The following is a 24,090-nucleotide window of genomic DNA, read 5'->3' as shown; positions in this document are numbered from 1 at the left end:
GGAAGTAGATTGTTTGCGAAAGGTTATGATAAGTGCAGCAGCAGCTTTTTTATTTATGAGCGGGACGCCTGTATTAGCGGAAAACAATCCTCAGCCAGAAACAAAAGACGTGCAGCTGACGTCTCAGCAAAAGCAGGAATTATCCGTTCTGTACAAAGAAATGTTCGAAAAAAAGAAAGAAATACTTTCAAAATATGTGGAGTACGGCGTGCTAAGCAAAACGGAGAGTCAAAACATTTCTTCACATATGGAAAATCGCTATCAGCATATGGAGCAAAATGGTTTTGTCCCGAAGCGTCACTGTCATAAAATGCATCATTCAAAGTAATTCCTATTCACATAAAAAAGCGCCTATACAGGCGCTTTTTTATGTGAATGAATGGAAAATATCCGCTTCTTTATCTAGTAAATTTTAAACACCTCATGTAAAATTAAGAGAATGAGAACGAGTAGGAAAGATGCTAGTGAGGGGTAGGTAAATATGAACGATGAACGAAAATAAAAAAATAGTCCGATTACATGCAGAAAATCATTCAGCTGAGGATCTAGGAATCATATTTGCTTACAAACAAAAAGGTGACCATCTTGTTTACAGTATGTATCAAGGAGAAAGCGTTTCTGAGCAAAAAATACCTCTAGAAGAATGGGTCTCGTATGAGCATTTTTTTGAAGCGCTAAATAAAAAGAAAAAGCTTATGTACGAGCTTCAAATAAATGATAAACGCTATGTAGTAAACTTAACCCCTTTATCTTACACAGAAAAACCTGAAATTATGGGACATTGCGTGAATATAACTAGTTATCAGGAGAAAAAAGAACAGATTCAGCCTTTTATTTATCATAACGCAGATGCTGTTGCTATCGTTGACTTAGAGGGTAAAACGCTTCAAGTGAACCCTGCGTTTGAGAATACATTTGGCTGGACGTTTGAAGAAATTCATCAAAAGCCTCTTCCGATTATACCTTCGTTTTTAAAGGAGCCCGTGTGCGAACTTCATAAGACTATTCAATCAGGGGAATCGAAAACGGAATTTGAGACGGTCAGACAGCATAAAGACGGGCATTTAATTAATGTAAGCGTCACACTATTTCGCGTTGAAAATATGAATGATTGGCCGTTATGCATTGCGTTTGTCTATCGAGATATAACATCACGCAAGCAGGATGAGACGGCTTTAAAAGAAAGCGAACAGCGCTACCGAAGTTTGATTGAGTTATCCCCGGAAGCAATTATCGTTCATAGTGAAGGTAAAATTGATTATATCAACCCTGCAGGAGCTAAAGCACTAGGATACAAGAATCCTCAAGATGTATTAGGAGCTTGTGTTTATCAGTTTGTTCACCCTGATTACTATGATGTTGTAAAACAGCGAATTTATCGAATGAAAACAGAAAATAAATCTGTGGATCTGCAGGAAGAAAAGTTTATTCATAAAGACGGTCATACGATTGATGCCGAAACCATTGCCTTTCCTATTCCGTATATGGGAAAGCAGGCCATTCAAGTTTTGTTTCGTGATATTACAGAACGTAAAAAAACTGAAAAATTGCTGCGTGAATCCGCTCAGCTTTCCTTAGTCGGACAGTTAGCAGCGGGTATCGCTCACGAAATCAGAAACCCTCTAACAGCGGTAAAAGGATTTATGCAGTTATTAGAAGAAACGAGCGGTCAGCCTTACTATGTAGAAATGATAAATCATGAGTTAGATAGAATCGAATTGATTGCCGACGAGTTCTTGAGTCTTGCAAAGCCTCAGGCGAAAACCTACAAAGACAAACACGTCCAAGATATCTTAGAGAACACGTTAAAGCTAGCTGAGGTGCAGGGGATTACAGAGAAAATTCACGTAAAAAAAGAGATTGATCTTCATCTTCCTCTCGTATTATGCGAAGAAAACCAGTTAAAACAGGTCTTTAGCAATATATTTAAAAATGCCGTCGAATCCATGCCAAGTGGAGGAACTGTAACGATTCAACTAAAAAGATTTAATCAGGAGAACCTTGTTGTCCGGTTTAGCGACGAGGGGCCAGGCATCACGCAGGAACGAATGCAGCATTTAGGAAAACCTTTTTATAGTACGAAAGAGAAAGGAACGGGGCTTGGACTGATGGTGTGCTATAAGATCATTCGAGAACATAGAGGAGAAATTAACTTTGTAAGTGAACTTGGAAAAGGAACTACCGTAGACATTCTTTTGCCTTTTAAAAAGTAGATTCTACTTTTATAAGCATGAAACCTTTTCTAAAGGGGAATACATGTTAGTGAACGAATAATGAGGTTAAAATAGGAGGGAATACGATGGAACGTATTGAAACGGGAGAGATTTTTACAATTTTAGATGAAAATGATCAAGAGCAAGATATTGAAGTGCTTGGAAAAATGACGATTGAAGGCCACGATTATATTGCCGTTGCGTTTGTGGAAGAAGTTTTAATTGAAACAGAAGAAGAAATTGATGTTTTCTTTTTAAAAATTGAAGATGATGGTGAATGGTCTTCAATTGAAGATGATGATGAGTTTGAAAAAGTATCAGCCGTATTTGAGGAAATGACATCCGCGTAAAAAGAGAGGTTACAACCTCTCTTTTTTTTATTTCTAAATAATATAATATTTAGAATTTTTCTAAAAATATCTTGCTGAATTATTTCCCTTCATTTATGATAAATATGTAACATACCAACCGGTTAGTAAGTAAATGAAAGCGAGGGACTACCGTGTATTTTTCTTACTCTGACAAAGTAGTGAAGCTGCAAAAAGAATTGAGCTCTTTTATGGAAGAGCATATTTATCCAAATGAACGGCTATACGAACAACAGCTGAATGAACAGCCATCTAGATGGTCAGCTGTTCCTCCAATCATGGAAGAGTTAAAAGAAAAAGCAAAGCGAGCTGGGCTATGGAACTTATTTTTGCCAGAAAGCGAATACGGAGCAGGTCTAACAAATGTAGAATACGCTCCTCTTTGCGAAATTATGGGCCGTTCTATTATTGGACCAGAAGCTTTTAACTGCGGAGCTCCTGACACTGGCAATATGGAAGTGCTGGTTCGATACGGAACGCCTGAACAGAAAGAAAAATGGCTAAAGCCTCTGTTAAATGGAGACATTCGCTCCTGCTTTTCTATGACAGAACCGGATGTAGGTTCTTCTGATGCCACAAACATTCAGTGCAGTATTGTAAGAGAAGGCGATGAATATGTAATAAATGGAAGAAAATGGTGGTCTTCAGGTGCGGGAGATCCTCGCTGCAAAATTGCTATTGTCATGGGAAAAAGCGATTTTAACGCATCTAAATATGAACAGCAGTCTATGATTCTAGTTCCATTAAATACTCCGGGAGTTAAAATTGAACGAATGCTTCCAGTCTTTGGATACGATCACGCTCCTCATGGACATGCTGAAATTCATTATGACAATGTGCGTGTGCCAGCATCCAATATGCTTTTAGGCGAAGGAAAAGGGTTTGCTATTGCTCAAGGTAGATTAGGGCCTGGACGTATTCATCACTGCATGCGTCTAATAGGAGCAGCTGAAAGAGCGCTCGAAGAATTATGTAAGCGTATTCAAAGTCGTTCTACATTTAATAAGGTACTTTCTCAGCAAGGGGTTATTCAAGAATGGGTGGCAGAATCGCGTATTGAAATTGAGCAAGCTCGCTTATTAACATTAAAAGCTGCTTATATGATGGACACAGTTGGAAATAAAAAAGCGCGGAAAGAAATTGCCATGATTAAAGTAATAGCTCCTGCTATGGCTTTAAAAGTCATTGATCGTGCCATTCAAGCATTTGGAGCAGCAGGTGTTTCAGAAGACACGCCGCTTGCGGCACTTTGGGCAAATGCCCGCACTTTGCGCCTTGCCGATGGTCCAGACGAAGTGCACAAAGCACAGCTTGCAAGACTTGAGCTAAAATCCTATCAAGAACAGGAGGCAACCTATGCACATAAAGGATCTGTTTGATTTAACTGGAAAGACAGCTATTATTACCGGAGGAGGCAGAGGATTAGGAGAGCAAATGGCAGAAGGGCTTGCAGAGGCAGGGGCAAATATTGTTCTATGCTCAAGAAAAAAAGAAGCATGTCAGCAAGTGGCTGATCGATTGGCCACCATGGGCGTAAAAACCCTCGCTTTAGCATGCGACATCAGTCAGCCTGAAGATATTAAAAATGTCGTGCATCAAACGATTGAAACATTTGGACGCATCGATATTTTAATTAACAACAGCGGAGCTACGTGGGGAGCTTCGGCTGAAGAAATGCCTCTTGAAGCATGGCAAAAAGTGATGAATATTAATGTGACGGGCACGTTTTTAATGTCACAAGAAGCTGGAAAAGAAATGATTAAACAAAAAGCTGGTAAGATTATTAACATTGCTTCAATTGCGGGTCTTGGAGGAACGGACCCTCAGTATATGGATACAATCGGGTACAACACGAGTAAAGGAGCGGTCATTACGTTCACGAAAGATTTAGCTGTCAAATGGGGACAGCATAATATTCAAGTTAATGCAATTGCGCCGGGATTTTTTCCTACTAAAATGTCAGGTGGGATTATGGAACAAGGAAAAGATTATTTTCTAAGTCAAACCCCTTTAAAACGCTTTGGCTCCGAAGCTGATTTAAAAGGAGCGGCTGTTTTTCTTGCTTCTGCAGCGTCTAATTATATTACGGGCGATATTCTGACAGTAGACGGTGGAGTTCATGCTATGTGAATAAGAAAGGAGTTACTCAATGGAAGACGTTAAAAAATGGTTTACACCTTATCCAGAAGCCTACACTCATGACATTCACATCGAAGATATTTCACTATTTGATATGCTGAAAGAAACAGCCGAACGTTATCCTGCTCACACAGCCACGCGCATGTATCAGCATACGTTAACGTACCAGGAGCTGTACCACTCAGTTCGCGTATTTGCAGGAGCACTGCAGAAAAAAGGGATTAAAAAAGGAGATCGTGTAGCAATTATGCTGCCAAATTGTCCGCAATATATAATAAGCTATTTTGGCATTGTAGCAGCGGGCGGCATTGTCACTCAGGTCAACCCCATGCTTGTCGAACAAGAACTAGAGCATATTTTACACGATTCCGGCGCAAAAAAAATAATTCTACTCGATGATTTTTATACGAGACTTCAAGAGATAAGGAATCGTGTTGAGATAGAAGAAGCGATAACCGTCAGCTTGCAAAAACCTTTTGTTCCTACATCACCAGACCTTTCCTTCTTAGATTTTCTAACCATTAAGCATGAATTTAATCAGCCGGTCATCCATCCAGCACACGATATTGCTGTTCTTCAGTATACGGGAGGAACGACCGGACCATCTAAAGGTGCGATGCTTACACATACAAACATTTACACAAACGCAGTTCAATCATACGAAATATTTAAGCATGATATTGAATTAGGAAAAGAAAAATGCTTAACCGTTATTCCATTGTTTCACGTATTTGGCATGACTTCCTGTATGCATTTATCAATTCTTTGCGGAAATGAAATATTGCTATTGCCGCGTTTTGATTTAGAAGAAGTACTAAATACAATCAAAAAAGAGCAGCCTAGTATTTTCCCTGGAGTGCCAACTATGTATGTCGCGATTACCAATCATCCGCGGGCAGAAGAATACAATATCGAAAGTATTCGCATCTGCAACAGCGGCAGTGCGCCAATGCCTGTTGAGCTGATGAAAGAGTTCGAACGAAAAACGGGTGCTAAAGTGTTAGAAGGATACGGCTTATCAGAAGCGTCCCCCGTTACCCATTGCAACCTGCCGTTTTGTGAACGAAAGCCAGGCACAGTCGGACTTGGCGTTCCGCAAACTGCTTATAAAATTGTAGACGTGGCTACAGGAACAAAAGAACTGCCAAGAGGAGAGCTTGGAGAAATAGTGATTAAAGGCCCTCAAGTTATGAAGGGCTATTGGAATCAGCCTGAAGAAACAGCTCACGCGCTTAGAAACGGCTGGCTGTACACAGGAGATATTGGACAGATAGACGAAGATGGGTATTTATCCATTGTTGATCGCAAAAAAGATATGATTATTGCGAGTGGTTTTAATGTGTATCCTCGAGATATTGAAGAAGTTTTATATGAGCACAGCCACATTAAAGAAGCCGTTGTCATTGGCGTTCCGCATCCTTACAGAGGAGAAACAATTAAAGCGATTTTGGTAGTGAAAGAAGGAAAATCTCTTTCTGAAGAAGAGCTTACTTCTTATTGTCGACATCATCTTGCAGCTTACAAAATTCCGCGAATCTTTGAGTTTCGCGCTGAGCTTCCTAAGACCAATGTAGGGAAAATTTTACGAAGAGCACTGCGAGAAGAAGTGGTGAAAGAAACGATGTAAAGAAGCTGAACATAAACAAACTTTTTCAAAAGCTCCCTCTAAGCCATGGTATAATTTGTGAAAATGAGAAAAGACAGAGAGGGTTTGACGATGAAAGATTTGATGATGGAACGAAGCATTCAGCTTTTTGCTCAAAAAGGTTTCAAAGAAACGTCTATTCAAGATATTGTAAATGAATTAAACGTCACAAAAGGAACGTTTTATTATTATTTTAAAAGCAAGCAAGAGCTTTTAATGGATATTCACCTTCAATATATTGAAAGATTAATAGAAAACCAAGAGACGATTCTTGCAGATAAGACAATATCTTATCCTGAAAAGCTGCACAGCATTATTTTTAAACTTGTTCATGATATTGAGAAAGAAGGTCTTCGAGCTAAAGTGTTTTTTCGAGAGATGCGTCATTTGAGTGAAGAACACTTACAGCAAATCATTCCAAAGCGCGATCGTTTTAAAGAAAACGTACAGGAAATTATTGAAAAAGGAATGGAAGCAGGGCAGTTCCGTTCAGATTTGCCTTCAGATATCGTGACGCTAGGCATATTAGGAATGACAAATTGGAGCTATTTTTGGTTTCAGCCGGATGGTGAAAAGTCAGATCGAGAAGTTGCGGCTATTTTTTATAAGATGTTGATGAAAGGTATTCAGTCACAGTAGCTGCTAGGCTGGACAGTGCTCGTAAAAGGTGGGAAAGTATAAGCTCTTTCTCTCCTTTTATATTAAAAGGAGGCTATAACATGAATAGTAAAGATATACAGCGTATTGCTGTCATTGGCGCAGGACAAATGGGACATCAAATTGGTATGCTTTGTGCACTTGGAGGATATGAAACAATTATTCAAGATATGAATGAACAATCACTCATCGAGGCGAAAAATAAGCTGGAAGCAATTATAGACAAGTGGGTTCACAAAGGCAAAATTTCCTCTGATGCTAAAGAAGCCGCATTTCAAAGGTTGTCTTTTACAAGCACATTAAAGGAAGCGGTTTCAAGTGCTGATTTTGTGATTGAAGCTGTTGTAGAAAAGTTAGATGTAAAACAAAGCGTCTTTAAAGAAATAGATGAGTACGCACCAAGTCACGCCATTTTAGCATCGAATAGTTCAACAATTGTTAACTCGCTTATTGCAAGTGCAACAAACCGTCCAGAGCAAATCGTTAACATGCATTTCTTTTTTCCTCCTCTTGTAATGGACTGCGTAGAAGTTGTGGTGAGTGAAAAGACAAGTGAACAAACAGCTCAAACGACAATGGAAGTTTGCAAGCAAATTAATCGCACAGCAGTCCTTCTGAAAAAAGAAATCTCAGGTTTTATTGCCAATCGAATTTTAGGAGCGCTGCAAAAAGAAGCCGTTTTCCTTTACGAAAATGGATACGCAGATTTTGAGGACATTGATACGATTTGCAAAAAAGCGCTCAATCACCCGATCGGTCCTTTTGAATTGATGGATCTCTCAGGAATTGACGTCGGATATTTTGTGATGCAGCAGCGCTATAGCGAAACAGGGGACCCTGAGGACAAGCCAGCTGCGTGCATAGAAGAAAAAGTTCAAAAAGGCGAGCTTGGACGCAAAACAGGAAAAGGTTTTTACACATACCACACACAGGGAGTGAAGCAATGATGAAAAAATTTGTACGTATTGAAAAAGAAGAGAAAACAGCTATTGTAACCATTGATAATCCGCCTTTAAATGTAATGAGCCAGGCTGTTGTGCAGCAGCTTGAAGAAACGTATGAAGAGCTTAGTAAAGATCCTGATGTCATTACAATCATTTTAACGGGAGCGGGCGACCGGGCGTTTATGGCTGGAGCTGATATTAAAGAATTTCCACAGCTAATGGGACAAAGCGGTATTAAAGAAGAGTTTATGAAAACCCATCGTGTTTTGCAAAAACTTGAAAACATTGAAAAACCAACAATTGTCGTGTTAAACGGTTTAACGTTTGGGGGAGGGTGCGAACTTTCACTAACCGCTGATATACGCATTGCCGAAGAACATGCTCAAATCGGTCTTCCGGAAGTGAAGCTCGGATTGTTTCCCGGAGGCGGCGGAACTCAGCGTCTTCCGCGCGTAATCGGCGCATCTAAAGCTAAAGAATGGATGTTTGCCGGCAGTCCTGTTTCGGCGGAAGAAGCACTTCATGCAGGCTTTGCCAATCATGTAACGCCTAAAGGAAAAGGGCTCGAAAAAGCAAAAGAGCTGGCTAAGAAATTTAACCGTCACTCTCTTCCGTCACTTTCTCGAATTAAGGCAGCGGTAAACGAAGGAATGAATCGTACACTATCTGAAGGTCTTGAACTTGAGGCAGAGCTGTTTGAAGAAGTCTTTCAAACAGAAGATATTAAAGAAGGAGTATCAGCATTTATTGAAAAGCGTCCCGCTGTTTTTTCACATAAGTAAAGGAGGAGAAAACCATGTATGAAACACAGGTCAAAGTGCGTTTTTGCGAAACAGACGCACTCGGTCACATTAACAATACGAGCTATTTCATTTATTTAGAAGAGGCACGCATTGCTTTTTTTGAAGAAATGGGAGCATCCATGCATACAAAAAAGTGGGAGTATATTTTAGCGTCTACTAAATGTGATTTTGTTGCGCAAGGATATTTTAATCAAGTGTTAACGATTAAAACCTTTGTATCTAATGTCGGCAATAAAAGCTTTACAATTGGCCATGAAATTACCGACAGCAAGACGGGATCGCTGATTGCTAAAGGAGAAGCTGTCATCGTGTACTTTGATTTTGATGCACAAAAAAGCATTTCTATTCCAGCGGACATTAAGCAGTTTTTGATGAATTATAAAGTAGCTGTTTAACTATAAAAAAGCAGGTGGTAAAAGAATGTCACAAATCATTCCTGTACGAAAAGGAGAGGAATTAAACACGGAAAAACTGCATCAGTTTCTCCGTGTTTCGATTCCTGATTTACCTAAAGAGCCTCTTTTAATCAAGCAATTTGGATCGGGTGCGTCCAATTTAACCTACGCTCTTTCAGTCGGAGAGTGGGAGGCGGTGTTGAGACGCCCGCCATTTGGGCCAGTTGCGCCAAAAGCGCATGACATGGAAAGAGAATACAAGATTTTATCTGTTTTATCGAAATCTTTCCCTCTCGCTCCTAGGCCTAATGTGTTTTGTGAAGATGAAACGGTGGTCGGGAAACCCTTTTTTTTAATGGAGCGAAAGCACGGTGTTCTCATCGACACAGCGTTTCCAGAAGACGTGAAAGGAACTAGCGAACTTTGCCGTCGTATTTCAGAACAAATGGTAGATGTCCTTGTTCAGCTTCATGACGTTCCTTATAAAGGTACGCTCCTTGAAGAAATCAGCAAGCCTGAAGGTTTTTTAGAACGTCAAGTACACGGCTGGATTCATCGTTATGAAAAATCAAAAACAAGTGACATACCGGAAGTAGAAGCACTAAAGAAATGGTTGACCACACACATCCCCACTTCACAGCATTCAACCATTATTCACTATGATTATAAGCTTAACAATACGTTATTTTCACCGGATGGAAATAAAATTGTAGGATTATTTGACTGGGAAATGACAACCGTTGGAGACCCGCTTGCTGATTTGGGAGTGGCGATGAGCTATTGGATGGAAGACAGCGACCCTGAACTTTTAAAAAGAGGATTGGGGAACCCACCTGTTACTGTGCAAAAAAGCTTTTATTCCCGTCGAGATTTTGTGGAAGCGTATGCTAAAAAAAGCGGACGAGATGTGTCACACATTGACTTTTACCTGAAGTTTGCGTACTTCAAACTTGCTGTCATTTGTCAGCAAATTTATTACCGTTATAAAAAAGGCCAAACAAATGACAAACGGTTTTCACAATTTGGAGAGTATGTAAAAACGCTGATTATTCATGCTCTGCATACAGAACGCGGGCATATATGAAAAGAAAAGTTCACGTAATACTCAAAAAAGAAGAGCTTCTTGCCAAAAAGCTAGAAGGAAAAACGGTCGTTATATTTGACGTCTTATTGGCTACTTCAACAATTGCGGCTGCTTTACAACAAGGAGCAATAGAGGTTATTCCCGTAAAAAACGAAGAAGAAGCGCGCAATAAAGCAAAAACGTATAAGCCTGACGAAATTGCGCTTGTAGGCGAATATAGAGGGAAAACGATTGAAGGATTTTTTGATCCAAGCCCCAGCACGATAAAGCAGCATGTTCAAGATAAAACGGTTATTTTATCCACCACTAATGGAACGGTGGCCATTCATAACGCTGAAAAAGCAAAACATGTCTATGCAGCTTCACTGTTAAACGGAGAAGCGGTTGCCAGTGCTGTTTGTCAACCAAGTCAAGATGAAACTGTTTTATTGGTTTGTTCAGGTTCATCCGATCGCTTCTGTCTAGAAGATTTATATGGAGCGGGGTACTTTATAAGCTGTCTTCTGCAACTAAAAACATTTTATTTAACGGATGCTGCAAAAGCCGCACTGCTTTTGTATAAGGCTTATGAGCATTCATCTATTGAAATATTGAAACACTCAGCCGTAGGAGAAATGCTCACTCAGTATGGCTTTCTAGACGAAATTGGCTTTGTAAGCCGGAAAAACGTCTATTCTGTAGTTCCTAAGGTAGTGAAGAAAAAGCTAGTAAACGGGGAGGAAATGATATGTCTGAAATGAAAACCGAAGCAAAAGGCGGATCATTTTTACTTAAAAAAACATCTGCGCAGCACGTCTATACACCTGAAGACTTAACGGATGAGCATCGTATGATCGCTCAGACAGCAAAGCAGTTTATTGAAAAAGAAGTCGACCCTTACCACAGTGACATTGAGCAGCAAGATTTTGATAAAGTAGTAGAATTGATGCACAAAGCAGGCGAACTCGGACTTCTTGCTCACAGTATTCCAGAAGCATATGGAGGACTAGGTCTTGATAAAGTAAGCAAAGGACTCGTAGGTGAAATCATCGGCCGGACAAGCGGATATGGAGTCGCTCATTCTAATCATACATGCATTGCGACACTTCCTATTACGTATTTTGGTACCAAAAAGCAAAAAGAAAAATACTTGCCCAAATTGGCAAGCGGTGAATATATTGGCGCCTACTGTTTGACAGAGCCAGAAGCTGGTTCTGATGCTCTTGCAGCCCAAACAAAAGCCGTATTAAATCCTGAAAAAACGCATTATGTATTAAATGGAACGAAGCAGTACATTACCAATGCTGCCTTTTCAGATACGTTCATCACATATGCAAAAGTAGACGGAGAACATTTTACCGCTTTTATTGTAGAAAAAGATTTTGAAGGACTGTCTCTCGGGCCAGAAGAAAAGAAAATGGGGATTAAAGGGTCGTCTACTCGCCCGGTTATTTATGAAGATTGTTTAGTACCCGTAGAAAACGTACTTGGACAAGTAGGAAGAGGTCACTTAATTGCGCTGAACGTCTTAAACCTTGGACGTTTTAACTTAGGTTCTGCATGTATGGGCGCAGCGAAATATGCGTTTGAACTTGCTTTAGGTTATACAAAAGAACGCAAGCAGTTTAAAACAGCTATTGCGGAATTTAACGCTTCAAAAGAAAAAATAGCAAAAATGGCGGCTCGTATTTTTGCATCTGAATCTATCCAGTACCGTACAGCTGGTTTACTAGAAGAGGCGCTTGGTGGACTATATGAAAGTGAAAATCATAAGTTAGTAGCTAAACAGCTGGCTGAATTTGCAAAGGAATGTTCAGTGTGTAAAGTGTATGGATCGGAAACTCTTGATTTAATTGCCGATGAATCGCTGCAGCTTCATGGCGGAGCAGGATTTATTCAAGAATATAAAATTGAACAAGTATACCGTGACTCACGCATCAATCGTATTTTTGAAGGTACAAATGAAATCAACCGCCTTTTGCTTCCAACTCAGCTTCTAAAAAAAGCAGGCAAAGGAGAAATAGAGCTGAACAAACGAGTAGAACATGCCGTTAGTGAATTGATGAGCGGTCAGTGGGAAATATCTTCAAATGAACTTCTAGCACGAGAAAAGCAGGCTGTTATTACAACAAGGCATTTATTTCTTGCATTGCTAGGAACAGCATTCCAAACGTTTCAGACAAATCTAGCGCAAGAACAAGAAACGCTGATGAAACTAGCAGAAATTGCTATTGGGCTATTCGCTATGGAGTCATCTGTGCTGCGCGTGGAAAAAGCTGTAACCAGAAATGGAGAAGAAAAAGAAACGTTAAAAAGCAAGCTCACAGCAACAGTTGTTAGTGAAACGCTCTTTGAAATTGAAAAGCAGGCTCGACAATTAATAAACGGGATGTTAACGGATGAAAAACACCGACAGTACCGCACAATTCTTGGAAAATGGATGAATGATTTGCAAAGTGAAGGAGAGTTCATGCGCAATCGAGACATCGCCCGTGAATTTATCGACAGCGGACGATATGTTGTATAAGGAGGGGTATTATGATGCGTTTTGAAGGGCAAATAGCCGTTATTACAGGAGCTGGAAGTGGCATTGGAGAAGCGACCGCTCAAAGAATGGCGAAAGAAGGCGCTCGCGTCATTCTTGTGGGGCGAACGAAAGAAAAACTAATACAGGCTGCATCCGCTATTGACACACGGTGTGAACGAAAATGTACAGATATTTTCCCAGCTGACGTAACGAAAGAAGAAGACGTCAAAGAGCTTGCTGAGTTTATAAAAGAAAAGTACGGACAAATTCATTTATTAATTAATAACGCAGGCGGATCTGTTAATTCCACAATCAAAGAAACAACGCTTGAACAGTGGAAACAGGTGCAGGACGTCAATTTAACAAGCGTATTTCTTGTAACAAAACATTTGATTCCTTTTTTAACTGAAGAAATAGCAGAAAATCGCTCTATTGTTAACATCGCTTCTCTTTCAGGACATAAAGCAGGTGCGCAAATCCCCCACTATAGCGCTGCTAAAGCTGCTTTAATCAACTTTACAAAAGCAATGGCATTTGAATTAGCACCTCACGGAATCAGAGTAAACTCTGTGTCTCCTGGATTCGTAGAAACACCTTTAACACAGCCTGGACTTGAAAATGAGCGCTTCACTAAGGCAATCGAAAAAAATACGGCTTTAAAACGTGTAGGTAAACCAGATGAAATTGCAAATGTTATTGCTTTTGCAGCGTCTAAAGAGGCATCGTATATGACGGGAAGTGATTTATTAGTAGACGGCGGGTGGCTTATCGTTTAATACAAAGCAAAGAGGAGGAAGTCGAAATTATGAGTGATTTAGTAGTAGAAAAGCAGGGGACTATTTTATCTTTAACGTTAAATCGACCGGATCGTTTAAATGCATTCAGTGAGGAAATGATTGAAAAGTTAACAGCTGAAATAAAACAGGCACAAAGCGATGAGTCTATTAAAGTGGTTATATTAAATGGAGCGGGGCGCTCGTTTTCTGCCGGAGGCGATGTAAAAACGATGGGTCAAGCATCGGGAGCTGATGTTTATGAACATATCGGCCGTTTAAATGAATGTATTTTAGCGATGCAAAATCTAGAGAAGCCAATTATTTCAGCAGTTCATGGGTTTGCAGCAGGAGCTGCTTTTAATTTAGCTCTCGCTTCTGACTTTATCATCGCATCACAAGAAAGCCGATTTGTATTAAGCTTTTCTCAAGTGGGATTGATTTCAGATGGAGGAGGTCTTTACTTTCTCACAAAGGTCGTTGGCCCCCACAAAGCTAAAGAACTGCTATTTTTAGCAGAGCCTCTGGATGCCGATACGGCTTACAAAGCCGGTTTTTTGAACCGTGTAGTGCCGTTAGATCAGTTGAAAGATGAGGTTACGTCTTTTGCAAGCCGTTTATCACAAGGGCCAACGAAAGCGTACGGAAAAATGAAAAAAATCGTCAACGATTCATTCCATTTAACGCTAGAACAAGTGCTTGAACAAGAAAGGCTAACGCAAGTTCTTATGGTAGAAACGAGGGATCATCAAGAAGGAATATCTGCATTTAAAGAAAAAAGAAAGCCACTATTTCAAGGGAAATAAGAGGGGGATATAAAAGATGAAAGCTATTCAATTCACGCAGTATGGAGGGCCTGATGTTCTGCAAGTTATTGATATTGCACGCCCTGTACCTAAAAAGAAAGATGTGCTCATTAAAGTTGCGGCAATTGGCGTTAATTATGCCGACGCTGCGCGGCGCGAAGGAGCATATGTAGTCGAAACGCCGCTGCCTTTTATTCCAGGCTCTGAAGTAGCAGGCGAAGTGGTTGAAGTAGGCGAGGATGTACAAGGGATAAAAGTAGGTACAAAAGTCGTGACACTGCTAGGATCTAATCGAGCAACAGGATACGCTGAGTACACGCTGGCAGATTCAAGAGGCCTTATTCCGTTGCCGGAGAATGTGGATTTAACACAGGCCGTTGCTTTGCCTCTTCAAGGACTAACGGCTTATCATATTTTAAAAACAATGGGTCGCCTTGAAAAAGGAGAAACCGTCATCGTTCATGCAGCAGCAGGCGGCGTCGGAACCTTAGCTGTTCAGCTTGCGAAAATTTTTGGAGCTGGAAAAGTTATTGCTACAGCGAGCTCTAAAGAAAAGCTTGAGCTTGCAAAAAATCTTGGTGCCGACGAAGTGATTAACTATACAGAAACAGGCTGGGAAAAACGGATTTTAGAAGTAACAGAAGGAAAAGGAGCCGATATTATTTTAGAAATGGTAGGAGGGCATATATTCTATGAATCTCTTCAATGTCTTGCACCATTTGGGCGCCTCGTTTTTTACGGAATGGCTAGCGGAAAATCTGTAAAGTTTAACCCTGCTCGCCTGATGGAAAAAAATCAGTCGGTTCTCGGCTTTTTCTTACCTCAAATGATGGCAAAACCAGCACTTTATCAGCAAAGCCTGCATGAGCTATTAAACTACGTGAATTCCGGTCAGTTAAAATTAATGCTGGGCGGTACATTTTCACTTGAAGAAGCAGCACATGTACATCGTCTGCTTCAAGGAAGAAAAACGACCGGAAAATTAGTGTTAGTTCCTTAACAAAACAGCTTCCGTCTCTAATAGGGATGGAAGCTGTTTTAGTTTAAAAAATTGGCTTTCGCCTGCCAAATTTTTAAAAACCGCTTAATAATTTGGCATAAAAATCAGTACTTTTTACTAATTTCTTCTATATTTTAACACTGGCATGGAAGTTGCATAATAAGTGTTTGAACATATAAAGGAGGAATTGAATATGGTGAGAAATGGAACGGACCGCGTGAAGCGGGGAATGGCAGAAATGCAAAAAGGCGGCGTTATCATGGACGTGATCAATGCAGAACAGGCAAAAATTGCAGAGGCAGCAGGCGCTGTTGCTGTTATGGCATTGGAGCGTGTTCCAGCTGATATTCGTGCAGCAGGCGGCGTGTCTCGTATGGCAGACCCAACAATTGTTGAAGAAGTGATGAATGCTGTATCCATTCCAGTTATGGCAAAAGCCCGAATCGGCCATATTGTTGAAGCACGCGTGCTAGAAGCAATGGGTGTAGACTACATTGACGAAAGTGAAGTGCTGACTCCAGCGGATGAGGAATATCACCTTAACAAAAGTACATTTACGGTTCCATTTGTATGCGGATGCCGTGATTTAGGGGAAGCAGCAAGACGAATTGGTGAAGGTGCTTCGATGCTTCGTACAAAAGGCGAACCAGGAACAGGAAATATCGTGGAAGCAGTGCGTCATATGCGCCAAGTCAACGCTCAAGTACGTAAAGTGGTAGGCATGGATGAAGACGAGTTAATGACAGAAGCCAAACTATTAGGTGCCCCTTATGAGCTATTACTGCAAATTAAACGTGAAGGCCGCTTACCAGTTGTAAACTTTGCAGCAGGCGGCGTAGCAACACCCGCGGACGCAGCGTTAATGATGCAGCTTGGAGCAGACGGCGTGTTCGTTGGTTCAGGAATCTTTAAATCAGACAACCCTGAAAAATTTGCGCGAGCAATCGTGGAAGCAACAACGCATTATCAAGACTATGAACTGATTGCAAGCTTGTCAAAAGGGCTAGGAAGTGCAATGAAAGGAATTGAAATTTCATCATTATTACCAGAAAATCGTATGCAAGAACGCGGCTGGTAATAAGTAATAACTTTTAAACTTAGTTAGGAGAATGATCATGGGGAAATATACAATAGTCGATAAAGAAACGTGTATTGCGTGCGGCGCATGCGGAGCTGCGGCACTTGATATTTATGATTATGATGATGAAGGAATTGCGTTCGTTATCCTTGATGATAATCAAGGCACTGTTGAAGTGCCCCAAGAGTTAGAAGACGATTTAATAGATGCGTTTGAAGGCTGTCCAACAGAGTCCATCCGTATAGCAGATGAAAAGTTTGATGGAGATTCGAATAAATTTCAATAAAGCCGAATAAATAAAAAAATAGAAAGTTTTTTTAAAAGAAAAGAAGGATTTTGTCTAGAAAAGGCGAAATATTAGTTGTGTAAGAACATATCTTTTTAAAAATGAAAGCACTTACATAACTAAAAGCATATGAGTTAGTCTCATTTGACCTTTCAGAATTATTAGTGTAAATGTGCGGAGTAATTAAATAGTTTTTAAAAGGAGATTAAGGGGCATGCAAATACTGAATACAGTCATTGTGACAGGATATGCAAAAGCTCCACAGGGAACTTCCATGTATGAAATGTATAAGCATGCGGGAATTGTACTAGAAGTGGATCTGACAGAGCATAAAATTGTAAATGCTGAGTTTACGTTTATTACGGAGCTGACGCAAAATTTTTTCCGGAAGCTGCTTATTGGTTACTGCCTTGCAGATGGAATTGAACCTCTTATTGAACGTATTCAAAATTATTATTTTGCTCCATCTCAACAGGCGATTATCGTAGCGCTTCAGGCTGCAATCCAACGTTACTGGGATAATGTGAATCAAAAAATTACATAGCGTTTGGTTAGAATAAAGTGAGAAGACAACCTCTTTTCATGGTCTTATTAAAACCAAGCAGACACACACGCTTTACAAAGAATGGGGGACGTCCCTGTTTCTTTGGGGAGTCATTGTGTCCTGCTTGGTTTTTTTCGTGTAAAGCGCTGTGAAATATAAAAAGAAAAGGAGGAAACAAAAATGAACAAAATCATCACGCGCGAAGAAGCAGTAGGAAAAATAACTGATGGCGCACGCATTATGGTAGGTGGATTTGGTCTTGTAGGAAGTCCGCTTAGTCTAATTGAGGCGATTGCCAAATCAAACCTTAAAGATTTAGAGATTATTAGTAATAACCTCGGTGAACCTGGAAAAGGATTGGGTATATTGGTTCAAAGAAAACAAGTAAAAAAAGCTATAGGTTCGTATTTCACTTCCAATCCTGAAGTTGTGCATGCCTATCAACAACAAGAACTTCAAGTGGAGCTTATCCCGCAAGGAACAATGTCCGAGGCTATTAGAGCAGGAGGTGCGGGCATTGGAGGATTTTACACGCCCGTGAGCGTAGGGACTCAGCTCGCTGAAGGAAAAGAAGAACGAGTATTAAAAGGAAAAAAATATGTTTTGCAAGAATCGCTGCACGCAGATGTAGCGCTTATAAAAGCTAAAAAAGCAGACCGACTCGGAAATCTTATTTACAGCAAATCAGCAAGAAACTTTAATCCAATGATGGCAACGGCCGCTGATATCGTGATTGCTGAAGTAGAAGAAGTGGTTGAAGTTGGACAAATTTCTCCTGAAGAAATTATCACTCCTCATTTATACGTTACTTATATCGTAGTGAAAGGAGAAAAATAAGATGAACGTCAAACAATATATTGCTGGGCGCGCTGCAAAAGAGCTTTGTCACGGAGATGTAGTGAACTTAGGGATAGGGATTCCTACTTTGGTTGCTAATTATATTTCACCCGATGTTCACGTGTTTTTACATTCAGAAAACGGAATTCTCGGCGTTGGCCCTACTCCTGAAGAAACCTATATAGATCCAGAGCTTGTGAATGCTGGGAAGCTTCCCGTCACGGTCTTGGAAGGTGCCTCATTTTTTAACAGCGCCGATTCTTTTGCGATGATACGCGGAGGTCATGTGAATGTATCCATTCTTGGAGTGCTTCAAGTAGATGAAGCAGGGCGAATTGCAAACTGGGCTGTCCCTGGGAAAAGTGTTCTTGGCGTAGGAGGAGCAATGGATTTATTAGAAGGATCGAAAAAAGTGATTGTGACGACTCTTCATACGAATAGTCAAGGAGAGTCAAAGCTAGTTAGGAATTTAACCTATCCGCTTACTTCAGAGCGACGAGTCGATATGATTATTACGGAATTAGCTGTCTTTTCGGTAACCGATCTTGGTCTTGAACTTCTTGAAACAGCTCCGGGTGTTTCTTTAGAGGAAGTAAAACAAAAAACAGAGGCTTCTTTTCATGTTTCTACATTGTTTAGCAAAGACAATGAGGTGACAGCATAATGGCAGTGATTGTAAATGCATTTCGAACTCCTATTGGAAAGTTTGGCGGTTCGCTTGCAGATACGCTTCCAGAAGAACTAGTCTCTCTTGTGATGAAAAACAATTTGTCTTCAGCCGGATATACATCAGAGATTGTTGATGAAATTATTGTCGGACAAACGAAACAAAGCGCTCATGCTCCTAATATAGCGAGAGTAGCCGGGCTTAAAGCTCAATTCTCTGAACGTATTCCTGCTTATACCGTGCACCGCCAGTGCGGCTCAGGCATGCAGGCTGTGATGAATGGAACTATGTCCATTTTATCAGGTCAAGCCGAAGCGGTATTAGCTGGAGGAGTGGAAAGCATGTCTCAAGCACCGCACTATACGGTAGGCACTCGTTTTGGTTTTCACGTTGGTGATTTAACACTCTATGACTCTAACACAGAAAGTCAGCCAAAATCACAGCCTGAAACGCTATACGGAACGTTTACAATGGGACAGACGGCGGAGTGGCTTGCTGAAAAGTATAGCATTAGCCGTACGGAGCAGGACGAGTTTGCTTTTTATAGTCAGGAAAAAGCTAGGCGGGCTATAGAACTTGATTTGTTCGAAGAAGAAATTATACCGGTTCCTGTAAAAGAAGGAAAAAAAGGAATGAGGCATTTTGCAACAGATGAATTTCCTCGTCTTACTAGCAAAGAAAAGCTTGGTACGCTTAAGCCCGTTTTTCAAAGAAATGGAACGGTGACAGCCGGAAATTCATCCGGAAGAAACGATGGCGCTTCGATGCTGCTGCTGATGTCGGAAGAAAAAGCTGAGCATCTCGGATTAACACCTATGGCAAAGATTGTGTCGTTTGCCGCAGCCGGCGTCTCTCCAAAGGAAATGGGAATTGGCCCCGTTTCTGCTTCGCAAATTGCTTTAACTAAAGCCTGTTTAAGCTTAAATGATATGGACTTAATTGAATTAAACGAAGCATTTGCCGCCCAAAGTATTGCTTGCTTAAGAGAATGGGACATCACATCAGAGAAAGTGAATGTAAACGGAGGAGCAATTGCGCTTGGACATCCTTTAGGCTGCTCCGGGGCAAGAATCATCACAACTCTGTGTCATGAGCTCCACAAGCAAAAAAGACGATACGGCCTTGCTACTATTTGCGTTGCAGGAGGATTAGGAATGGCGATGGTGGTGGAAAGATGGACGAAATAAAAAGAGATTATGTTTTTCATAGAGATTTAACAAAAAAGTACCCTATGATTACGCACGGTCAAGGAAGCTACTTAATAGATGAACAAGGAAAAAAGTATTTAGACGGCTGCTCCGGGGCCGTAGCGGCAAACTTAGGGCACGGCATTGTAAAAATAGCCGAGGCGATGGCTGATCAGGCTAAAAAAGCGGCGTTTGTTCATACATTACGTTTTGAAACAGATGTTTTGCATAAACTTGCAGGAAAAATCGGTAAAATGGCTCCACTCCATTTAAACAAAGTCTATTTTACATCAGGAGGATCAGAAGCCAATGAAAGTGCATTAAAATTAGCAAGGCAATATCACAGAGATGCCGGAAAGACGCAAAAACACATCGTAATCGGAAGGTGGCAGTCCTATCACGGAAATACGATAGGGGCACTATCAGCTGGAGGAGATGTAAAAAGACGATATCCTTACACACCTAATCTTTTACATTTTGCGCACGTTTATTCTCCTTATTGTCATCGCTGTCCGTATAATCGCAATCAAGAAGACTGCGTGGCAAATCAAAACTGGAGCTGCATCACCGATATTGAACGCACCATTTTAGAGCTTGGTCCAGAAAATATTTCAGCTTTTATCACAGAGCCGATTGTAGGAAGTCAGCAAGGAGCTGTCGTGCCTCCGCTTGACTATTTCAAAAAAGTACGTGAGCTCTGCAGCCGCTATGACATTCTTTTGATTGTTGATGAAGTGATGACAGGCTTTGGGAGAACAGGAACTGATTTTGCAGTGGAACAATTCGGAATCGAACCGGATATTCTAACGTTTGGTAAAGGAGTTTCAGCAGGGTACGCTCCTTTAGGAGGAATGGTTGTCCATGACCGTCTGATTCAAGGACTGTTAGAAAATAGCGGCGGAAAATTCCTTCACGGCTATACGTACAGTGGACATCCTGTTTCGATAGCGGCAGGACTTGCTGCTTTGGACATGTATGAAGAAGTAAATATCCTTCAAAATGTAGAAACTCAAGGTGCGTATTTAATGGAATGTTTAGTAGCGCTGCAGCGCAAGCATCCGTATATTTCAGATATTCGCGGCCGCGGACTTTTAATTGGATTAGAACTAATGAAAGACGCCAATCAACAGATATTTTTCGAGCCAGGCGAAGCAGCCAGCGAAAAGCTCAATGAAATTTGTATGGAGCTTGGAGGCGTATTTTATCCAGGGTCCGGATCTGTAGATGGACATAAAGGAGAACATATCATTATTAGTCCTCCTTTAAATATAACGAAATCAGAAGTTGATGAAATAGTGAGATTGCTAGATCATGCGTTTTCTATTTTTCATCAGCACATAAGAAAGGATGAGTCATATGAAAGTGCAAAATAAAACAGAAGAGCTTCAAATCAAAGGCAAAAAACATTTATCACCCGTGATGACAAGAGTAACAGAGCTTGTTATTGAAAAAGCGCACGGTGCGAAATTTTGGACAGCTGATGGCACGGAATACATTGATTTTGTATCAGGAGTAGCTGTCAATGCAGTAGGTCATACACATGAAAAGATGGTAGAAGCGATTAAAAAACAAGCAGATCAGCTGCTTCACCTCGGTTTAAATTACGGATACTATGAAACAGCTGTGAATTTGGCGGAAAAACTTGCGCAAATTACGCCAGGAAACTTAGATACGGTTTTCTTTTCAAACTCAGGCGCAGAAGCTATTGATGGAGCGCTTAAGTTAGCAAAAGCGGCCACTGGCAGACCAGCGATTATTGCTTTTGAAGGTTCTTTTCATGGCCGTACATTAGGAGCTACAGCTATTACGGCTTCAAGCTCCAAGTACCGAAGCTACTACGAGCCGATTTTGGGAGAAGTGTATCACGCGCCTTATCCGTATCCAAGTCAGCTTCCTAATATTGACGAGGAAGAAGCGGAAGCATATTGCTTAAATCAACTGCAAAAGCTGTTTGAACTGCGAGTGGATCCTTCACGCGTAGCGGCGATTGTTATTGAGCCAGTCATGGGCGAAGGAGGCTATTACCCTGCTCCTTCTAGCTTTTTACGCGCACTGAGAGACATAGCGAATGATTATGGCATTCTGCTTATCTTTGATGAAGTGCAAACGGGATTCGGGCGCACTGGAAAAATGTTTGCCGCGGAACATGCTGGAGTCACACCAGATATTTTAGTTTTAGCAAAAGCTCTTTCCGGTGGTATGCCACTAGGAGCGATTGTAGCAAGCCGAGAACTGCATGAGAAATGGCCAACAGCCGGACATGGTTCTACTTTTGGTGGAAATCCAGTATCGTGCGCAGCTGCTTTAGCTAACATTTCAATCATTGAAGAAGAAAAGCTTGTAGAGCGCAGTGAAAAAGTAGGTGCCGATATTGTGAAACGTCTTCAGCATTCTATCGGACATTTACCGGCTATTAAAGAGGTTAGAGGAATTGGCATGATGATTGGCATTGAATTTCATGTTGAAACAGCAGCTGCTTATGTTCCTGCCATTAAATCAAAAGCGCTGGAAAGAAGACTGCTTATCATGAACTGTGGAGTCAAAGGGCAAACCATTCGCTTAATGCTGCCGCTGAATATTGATAAAGACGTGCTGAATCAAGGGCTGTCTTTATTAGAAGAAGTCATCACAGAAGCAGTTTCAATTAACTAGCTTTTTAAATGAAAAGGAGGGTAACGATATGAGTCAAACTAAAACCGAACTGCTGCAAGGAGATTTATATATTAACGGCGAGTGGGTAAGTGAAGAGGAGCAAACCTATTTTAAAAGTATAAACCCTGCAACACAAGAGCTCGTCGGAATGTGCGCAGCCGCTACGGCTAGTCAAGTCGATGCTGCCGTAAACGCGGCTAGTAAAGCCTACAGCCACTGGAAAAATACATCTATTCCTGAACGTGCAGCATTTTTAACAAAAGCAGCTGGGCTTTTTGAAAACAGAAAAGAAGAGCTAGCCCAAGTAATGACAAAAGAGATGGGAAAACCGCTATCAGAATCCATAGGGGAAGTTGGTGTCGTCATTGCAACAGCTCAGTATATGGCGGGAGAAGGAAGACGTTTGTTTGGCGAAATAGTGCCCGCTGGCTTTCCTGACCGAGATATAAAAATGGTTCGCGAACCGCTTGGAGTTGTGGCATGTATTACACCTTGGAACTTTCCTGTTTCTCTCGCTTCTTATAAAATGTTTGCCGCTTTAATTGCTGGCAATACCGTTGTCTGGAAGCCGGCTTCAGAAGTGGCGCTCTCAGCGAAGATTTTTATGGAAGTATTGCACGCTGCGGGGCTTCCAAAAGGAACGATTAACTTGCTTACAGGATCGGGCAGAATCGTTGGACAAAAGCTTGCTACGCACTCTGAAGTGAAAATCATCTCATTTACAGGTTCTACGGAAGTTGGTCAGCAATTAGCAGAAATGAGCAGCAAAACCTTAAAGCGTATTTCTTTAGAGCTAGGAGGAAAAAACGCGGTTATCGTATTAAAAGATGCCAATCTGGATAAAGCAGCAGAGGGAATCGTTAAATCAGCATTCACGACAACGGGTCAGCGCTGTACCGCAGCTAGCAGAGTCATCGTGGAGCGTTCAGTAAAAGAAGAGCTGTTGAAAAAAGTAATAGCTCTTACAGAAGAAATGAAGATTGGAAATGGTCTTGATGAAGGGGTTGCAATAGGACCGCTTGTTAATGAACAGCAGTGCCGTTTAGTAGAAGATTACGTACAAAAAGCGGTAGAAGAAGGCGGGAATATTGCGCTCGGAGGTCGTGCTTTATCAGAGTTAGGAACTTGTTATTACATGCCTACAATCATCGATAACGTCCATTCAAATCACACAATTGCTCAAGAAGAGATTTTTGGTCCCGTGCTTGCTTTTATTGAAGTAGATGGCTACGAAGAAGCAATGAGCGTCAATAATGGAACGGTGTACGGACTTTCCACTTCTATTTATACAAGCAGCTTGCACTATGCCAGCCGAGCTGCCAAAGACGCTGTTAGCGGATTAGTCTATATCAATAACGGAACATCTAATGCTGAAATGGGGGTAGCATTCGGTGGAATGAAAATGTCTGGCAACGGCCACAGGGAAGTTTCTCATCATGCATTTGATGTGATGACAGAATGGAAGTCTGTCTACACCAACTATTAATCTCGCACCTTAGCGAAAAG

The 24,090-nt window shown here is 41.0% G+C and carries 25 protein-coding genes; all 25 read left to right on the top strand.

Features of this window, described 5'->3' with window-relative positions; all coding sequences use genetic code 11:
• Positions 1 to 13 precede the first annotated feature (13 nt).
• The gene (locus tag ACRPLY_RS01940) at positions 14 to 328 is read left to right on the top strand and encodes a YckD family protein (protein WP_155010163.1); all 315 of its coding nucleotides are present in this window, start codon (positions 14 to 16) and stop codon (positions 326 to 328) included.
• 160 nt (positions 329 to 488) lie between these two features.
• Positions 489 to 2,213 (top strand): PAS domain-containing sensor histidine kinase, encoded by a 1,725-nt coding sequence (locus tag ACRPLY_RS01935; RefSeq protein WP_325076837.1) that lies wholly within the window; start codon positions 489 to 491, stop codon positions 2,211 to 2,213.
• 86 nt (positions 2,214 to 2,299) lie between these two features.
• A complete protein-coding gene (locus ACRPLY_RS01930) occupies positions 2,300 to 2,563 on the top strand; it encodes a DUF1292 domain-containing protein (protein WP_013057050.1) in 264 nt (87 codons plus the stop codon).
• A gap of 152 nt (positions 2,564 to 2,715) precedes the next feature.
• Positions 2,716 to 3,960, top strand: a complete 1,245-nt coding sequence (locus tag ACRPLY_RS01925) for an acyl-CoA dehydrogenase (protein WP_325076839.1) — start codon at positions 2,716 to 2,718, stop codon at positions 3,958 to 3,960.
• Entirely contained in the window at positions 3,938 to 4,711 is a 774-nt protein-coding gene (locus tag ACRPLY_RS01920) for an SDR family oxidoreductase (RefSeq protein WP_325076841.1), read from the top strand. The genes ACRPLY_RS01925 and ACRPLY_RS01920 overlap by 23 nt, the downstream gene beginning before the upstream one ends.
• A 19-nt stretch (positions 4,712 to 4,730) precedes the next feature.
• On the top strand, positions 4,731 to 6,347 hold the full coding sequence (locus ACRPLY_RS01915) for a long-chain-fatty-acid--CoA ligase (protein ID WP_168760769.1): 1,617 nt from the start codon (positions 4,731 to 4,733) through the stop codon (positions 6,345 to 6,347).
• Positions 6,348 to 6,437: 90 nt separating this feature from the next.
• Positions 6,438 to 7,004: a TetR/AcrR family transcriptional regulator gene (locus tag ACRPLY_RS01910; protein ID WP_028413348.1), complete on the top strand. Its 567-nt coding sequence runs from the start codon at positions 6,438 to 6,440 to the stop codon at positions 7,002 to 7,004.
• A gap of 80 nt (positions 7,005 to 7,084) precedes the next feature.
• Complete coding sequence (locus tag ACRPLY_RS01905) at positions 7,085 to 7,969, top strand: 3-hydroxyacyl-CoA dehydrogenase family protein (protein WP_325076843.1); 885 nt, start codon at positions 7,085 to 7,087, stop codon at positions 7,967 to 7,969.
• Positions 7,966 to 8,748 (top strand): enoyl-CoA hydratase, encoded by a 783-nt coding sequence (locus ACRPLY_RS01900; protein WP_028413346.1) that lies wholly within the window; start codon positions 7,966 to 7,968, stop codon positions 8,746 to 8,748. The genes ACRPLY_RS01905 and ACRPLY_RS01900 overlap by 4 nt, the downstream gene beginning before the upstream one ends.
• Before the next feature lie 14 nt (positions 8,749 to 8,762).
• Positions 8,763 to 9,164, top strand: a complete 402-nt coding sequence (locus ACRPLY_RS01895) for an acyl-CoA thioesterase (RefSeq protein WP_048020916.1) — start codon at positions 8,763 to 8,765, stop codon at positions 9,162 to 9,164.
• A 25-nt stretch (positions 9,165 to 9,189) separates the two neighbouring features.
• A complete protein-coding gene (locus ACRPLY_RS01890; RefSeq protein ID WP_182029628.1) occupies positions 9,190 to 10,248 on the top strand; it encodes a phosphotransferase family protein in 1,059 nt (352 codons plus the stop codon).
• Complete coding sequence (locus tag ACRPLY_RS01885; RefSeq protein ID WP_311264512.1) at positions 10,245 to 10,988, top strand: 2-phosphosulfolactate phosphatase; 744 nt, start codon at positions 10,245 to 10,247, stop codon at positions 10,986 to 10,988. The genes ACRPLY_RS01890 and ACRPLY_RS01885 overlap by 4 nt, the downstream gene beginning before the upstream one ends.
• The gene (locus ACRPLY_RS01880; RefSeq protein ID WP_432231515.1) at positions 10,976 to 12,754 is read left to right on the top strand and encodes an acyl-CoA dehydrogenase family protein; all 1,779 of its coding nucleotides are present in this window, start codon (positions 10,976 to 10,978) and stop codon (positions 12,752 to 12,754) included. Before ACRPLY_RS01885 ends, ACRPLY_RS01880 begins: the two co-directional genes overlap by 13 nt.
• A 14-nt stretch (positions 12,755 to 12,768) precedes the next feature.
• Complete coding sequence (locus ACRPLY_RS01875) at positions 12,769 to 13,530, top strand: SDR family NAD(P)-dependent oxidoreductase (RefSeq protein ID WP_033579541.1); 762 nt, start codon at positions 12,769 to 12,771, stop codon at positions 13,528 to 13,530.
• Positions 13,531 to 13,559: 29 nt separating this feature from the next.
• Positions 13,560 to 14,333 carry an enoyl-CoA hydratase/isomerase family protein gene (locus ACRPLY_RS01870; RefSeq protein ID WP_028413341.1) on the top strand — a complete coding sequence of 258 codons (774 nt, stop codon included), beginning with the start codon at positions 13,560 to 13,562 and terminating at the stop codon, positions 14,331 to 14,333.
• Between the two features lie 16 nt (positions 14,334 to 14,349).
• Positions 14,350 to 15,333, top strand: coding sequence for a quinone oxidoreductase family protein (locus ACRPLY_RS01865; RefSeq protein ID WP_432231514.1), 984 nt, complete (start codon positions 14,350 to 14,352; stop codon positions 15,331 to 15,333).
• A gap of 193 nt (positions 15,334 to 15,526) precedes the next feature.
• Positions 15,527 to 16,411, top strand: a complete 885-nt coding sequence (pdxS, locus tag ACRPLY_RS01860) for a pyridoxal 5'-phosphate synthase lyase subunit PdxS (protein WP_014460089.1) — start codon at positions 15,527 to 15,529, stop codon at positions 16,409 to 16,411.
• Between the two features lie 37 nt (positions 16,412 to 16,448).
• The gene (locus ACRPLY_RS01855) at positions 16,449 to 16,697 is read left to right on the top strand and encodes a ferredoxin (RefSeq protein ID WP_432231513.1); all 249 of its coding nucleotides are present in this window, start codon (positions 16,449 to 16,451) and stop codon (positions 16,695 to 16,697) included.
• A gap of 214 nt (positions 16,698 to 16,911) precedes the next feature.
• On the top strand, positions 16,912 to 17,241 hold the full coding sequence (locus tag ACRPLY_RS01850; protein WP_013057066.1) for a DUF3870 domain-containing protein: 330 nt from the start codon (positions 16,912 to 16,914) through the stop codon (positions 17,239 to 17,241).
• A gap of 180 nt (positions 17,242 to 17,421) precedes the next feature.
• A complete protein-coding gene (locus ACRPLY_RS01845; RefSeq protein ID WP_028413338.1) occupies positions 17,422 to 18,078 on the top strand; it encodes a CoA transferase subunit A in 657 nt (218 codons plus the stop codon).
• A 1-nt stretch (position 18,079) separates the two neighbouring features.
• Entirely contained in the window at positions 18,080 to 18,742 is a 663-nt protein-coding gene (locus ACRPLY_RS01840) for a 3-oxoacid CoA-transferase subunit B (protein ID WP_274863891.1), read from the top strand.
• Positions 18,742 to 19,932, top strand: a complete 1,191-nt coding sequence (locus tag ACRPLY_RS01835; protein WP_432231512.1) for a thiolase family protein — start codon at positions 18,742 to 18,744, stop codon at positions 19,930 to 19,932. The genes ACRPLY_RS01840 and ACRPLY_RS01835 overlap by 1 nt, the downstream gene beginning before the upstream one ends.
• Positions 19,920 to 21,305, top strand: coding sequence for an aspartate aminotransferase family protein (locus ACRPLY_RS01830; protein WP_432231511.1), 1,386 nt, complete (start codon positions 19,920 to 19,922; stop codon positions 21,303 to 21,305). Before ACRPLY_RS01835 ends, ACRPLY_RS01830 begins: the two co-directional genes overlap by 13 nt.
• Complete coding sequence (locus ACRPLY_RS01825; RefSeq protein WP_034266166.1) at positions 21,289 to 22,584, top strand: aminotransferase class III-fold pyridoxal phosphate-dependent enzyme; 1,296 nt, start codon at positions 21,289 to 21,291, stop codon at positions 22,582 to 22,584. Before ACRPLY_RS01830 ends, ACRPLY_RS01825 begins: the two co-directional genes overlap by 17 nt.
• A 28-nt stretch (positions 22,585 to 22,612) precedes the next feature.
• A complete protein-coding gene (locus tag ACRPLY_RS01820) occupies positions 22,613 to 24,070 on the top strand; it encodes an aldehyde dehydrogenase family protein (protein WP_432231510.1) in 1,458 nt (485 codons plus the stop codon).
• Positions 24,071 to 24,090 lie beyond the last annotated feature (20 nt).

Origin of the sequence: Priestia sp. TGN 0903, from assembly GCF_050846855.1 — a bacterium.
GTDB lineage: Bacteria > Bacillota > Bacilli > Bacillales > Bacillaceae_H > Priestia > Priestia zanthoxyli.
This window is presented reverse-complemented; position numbering and strand designations above follow the sequence as displayed.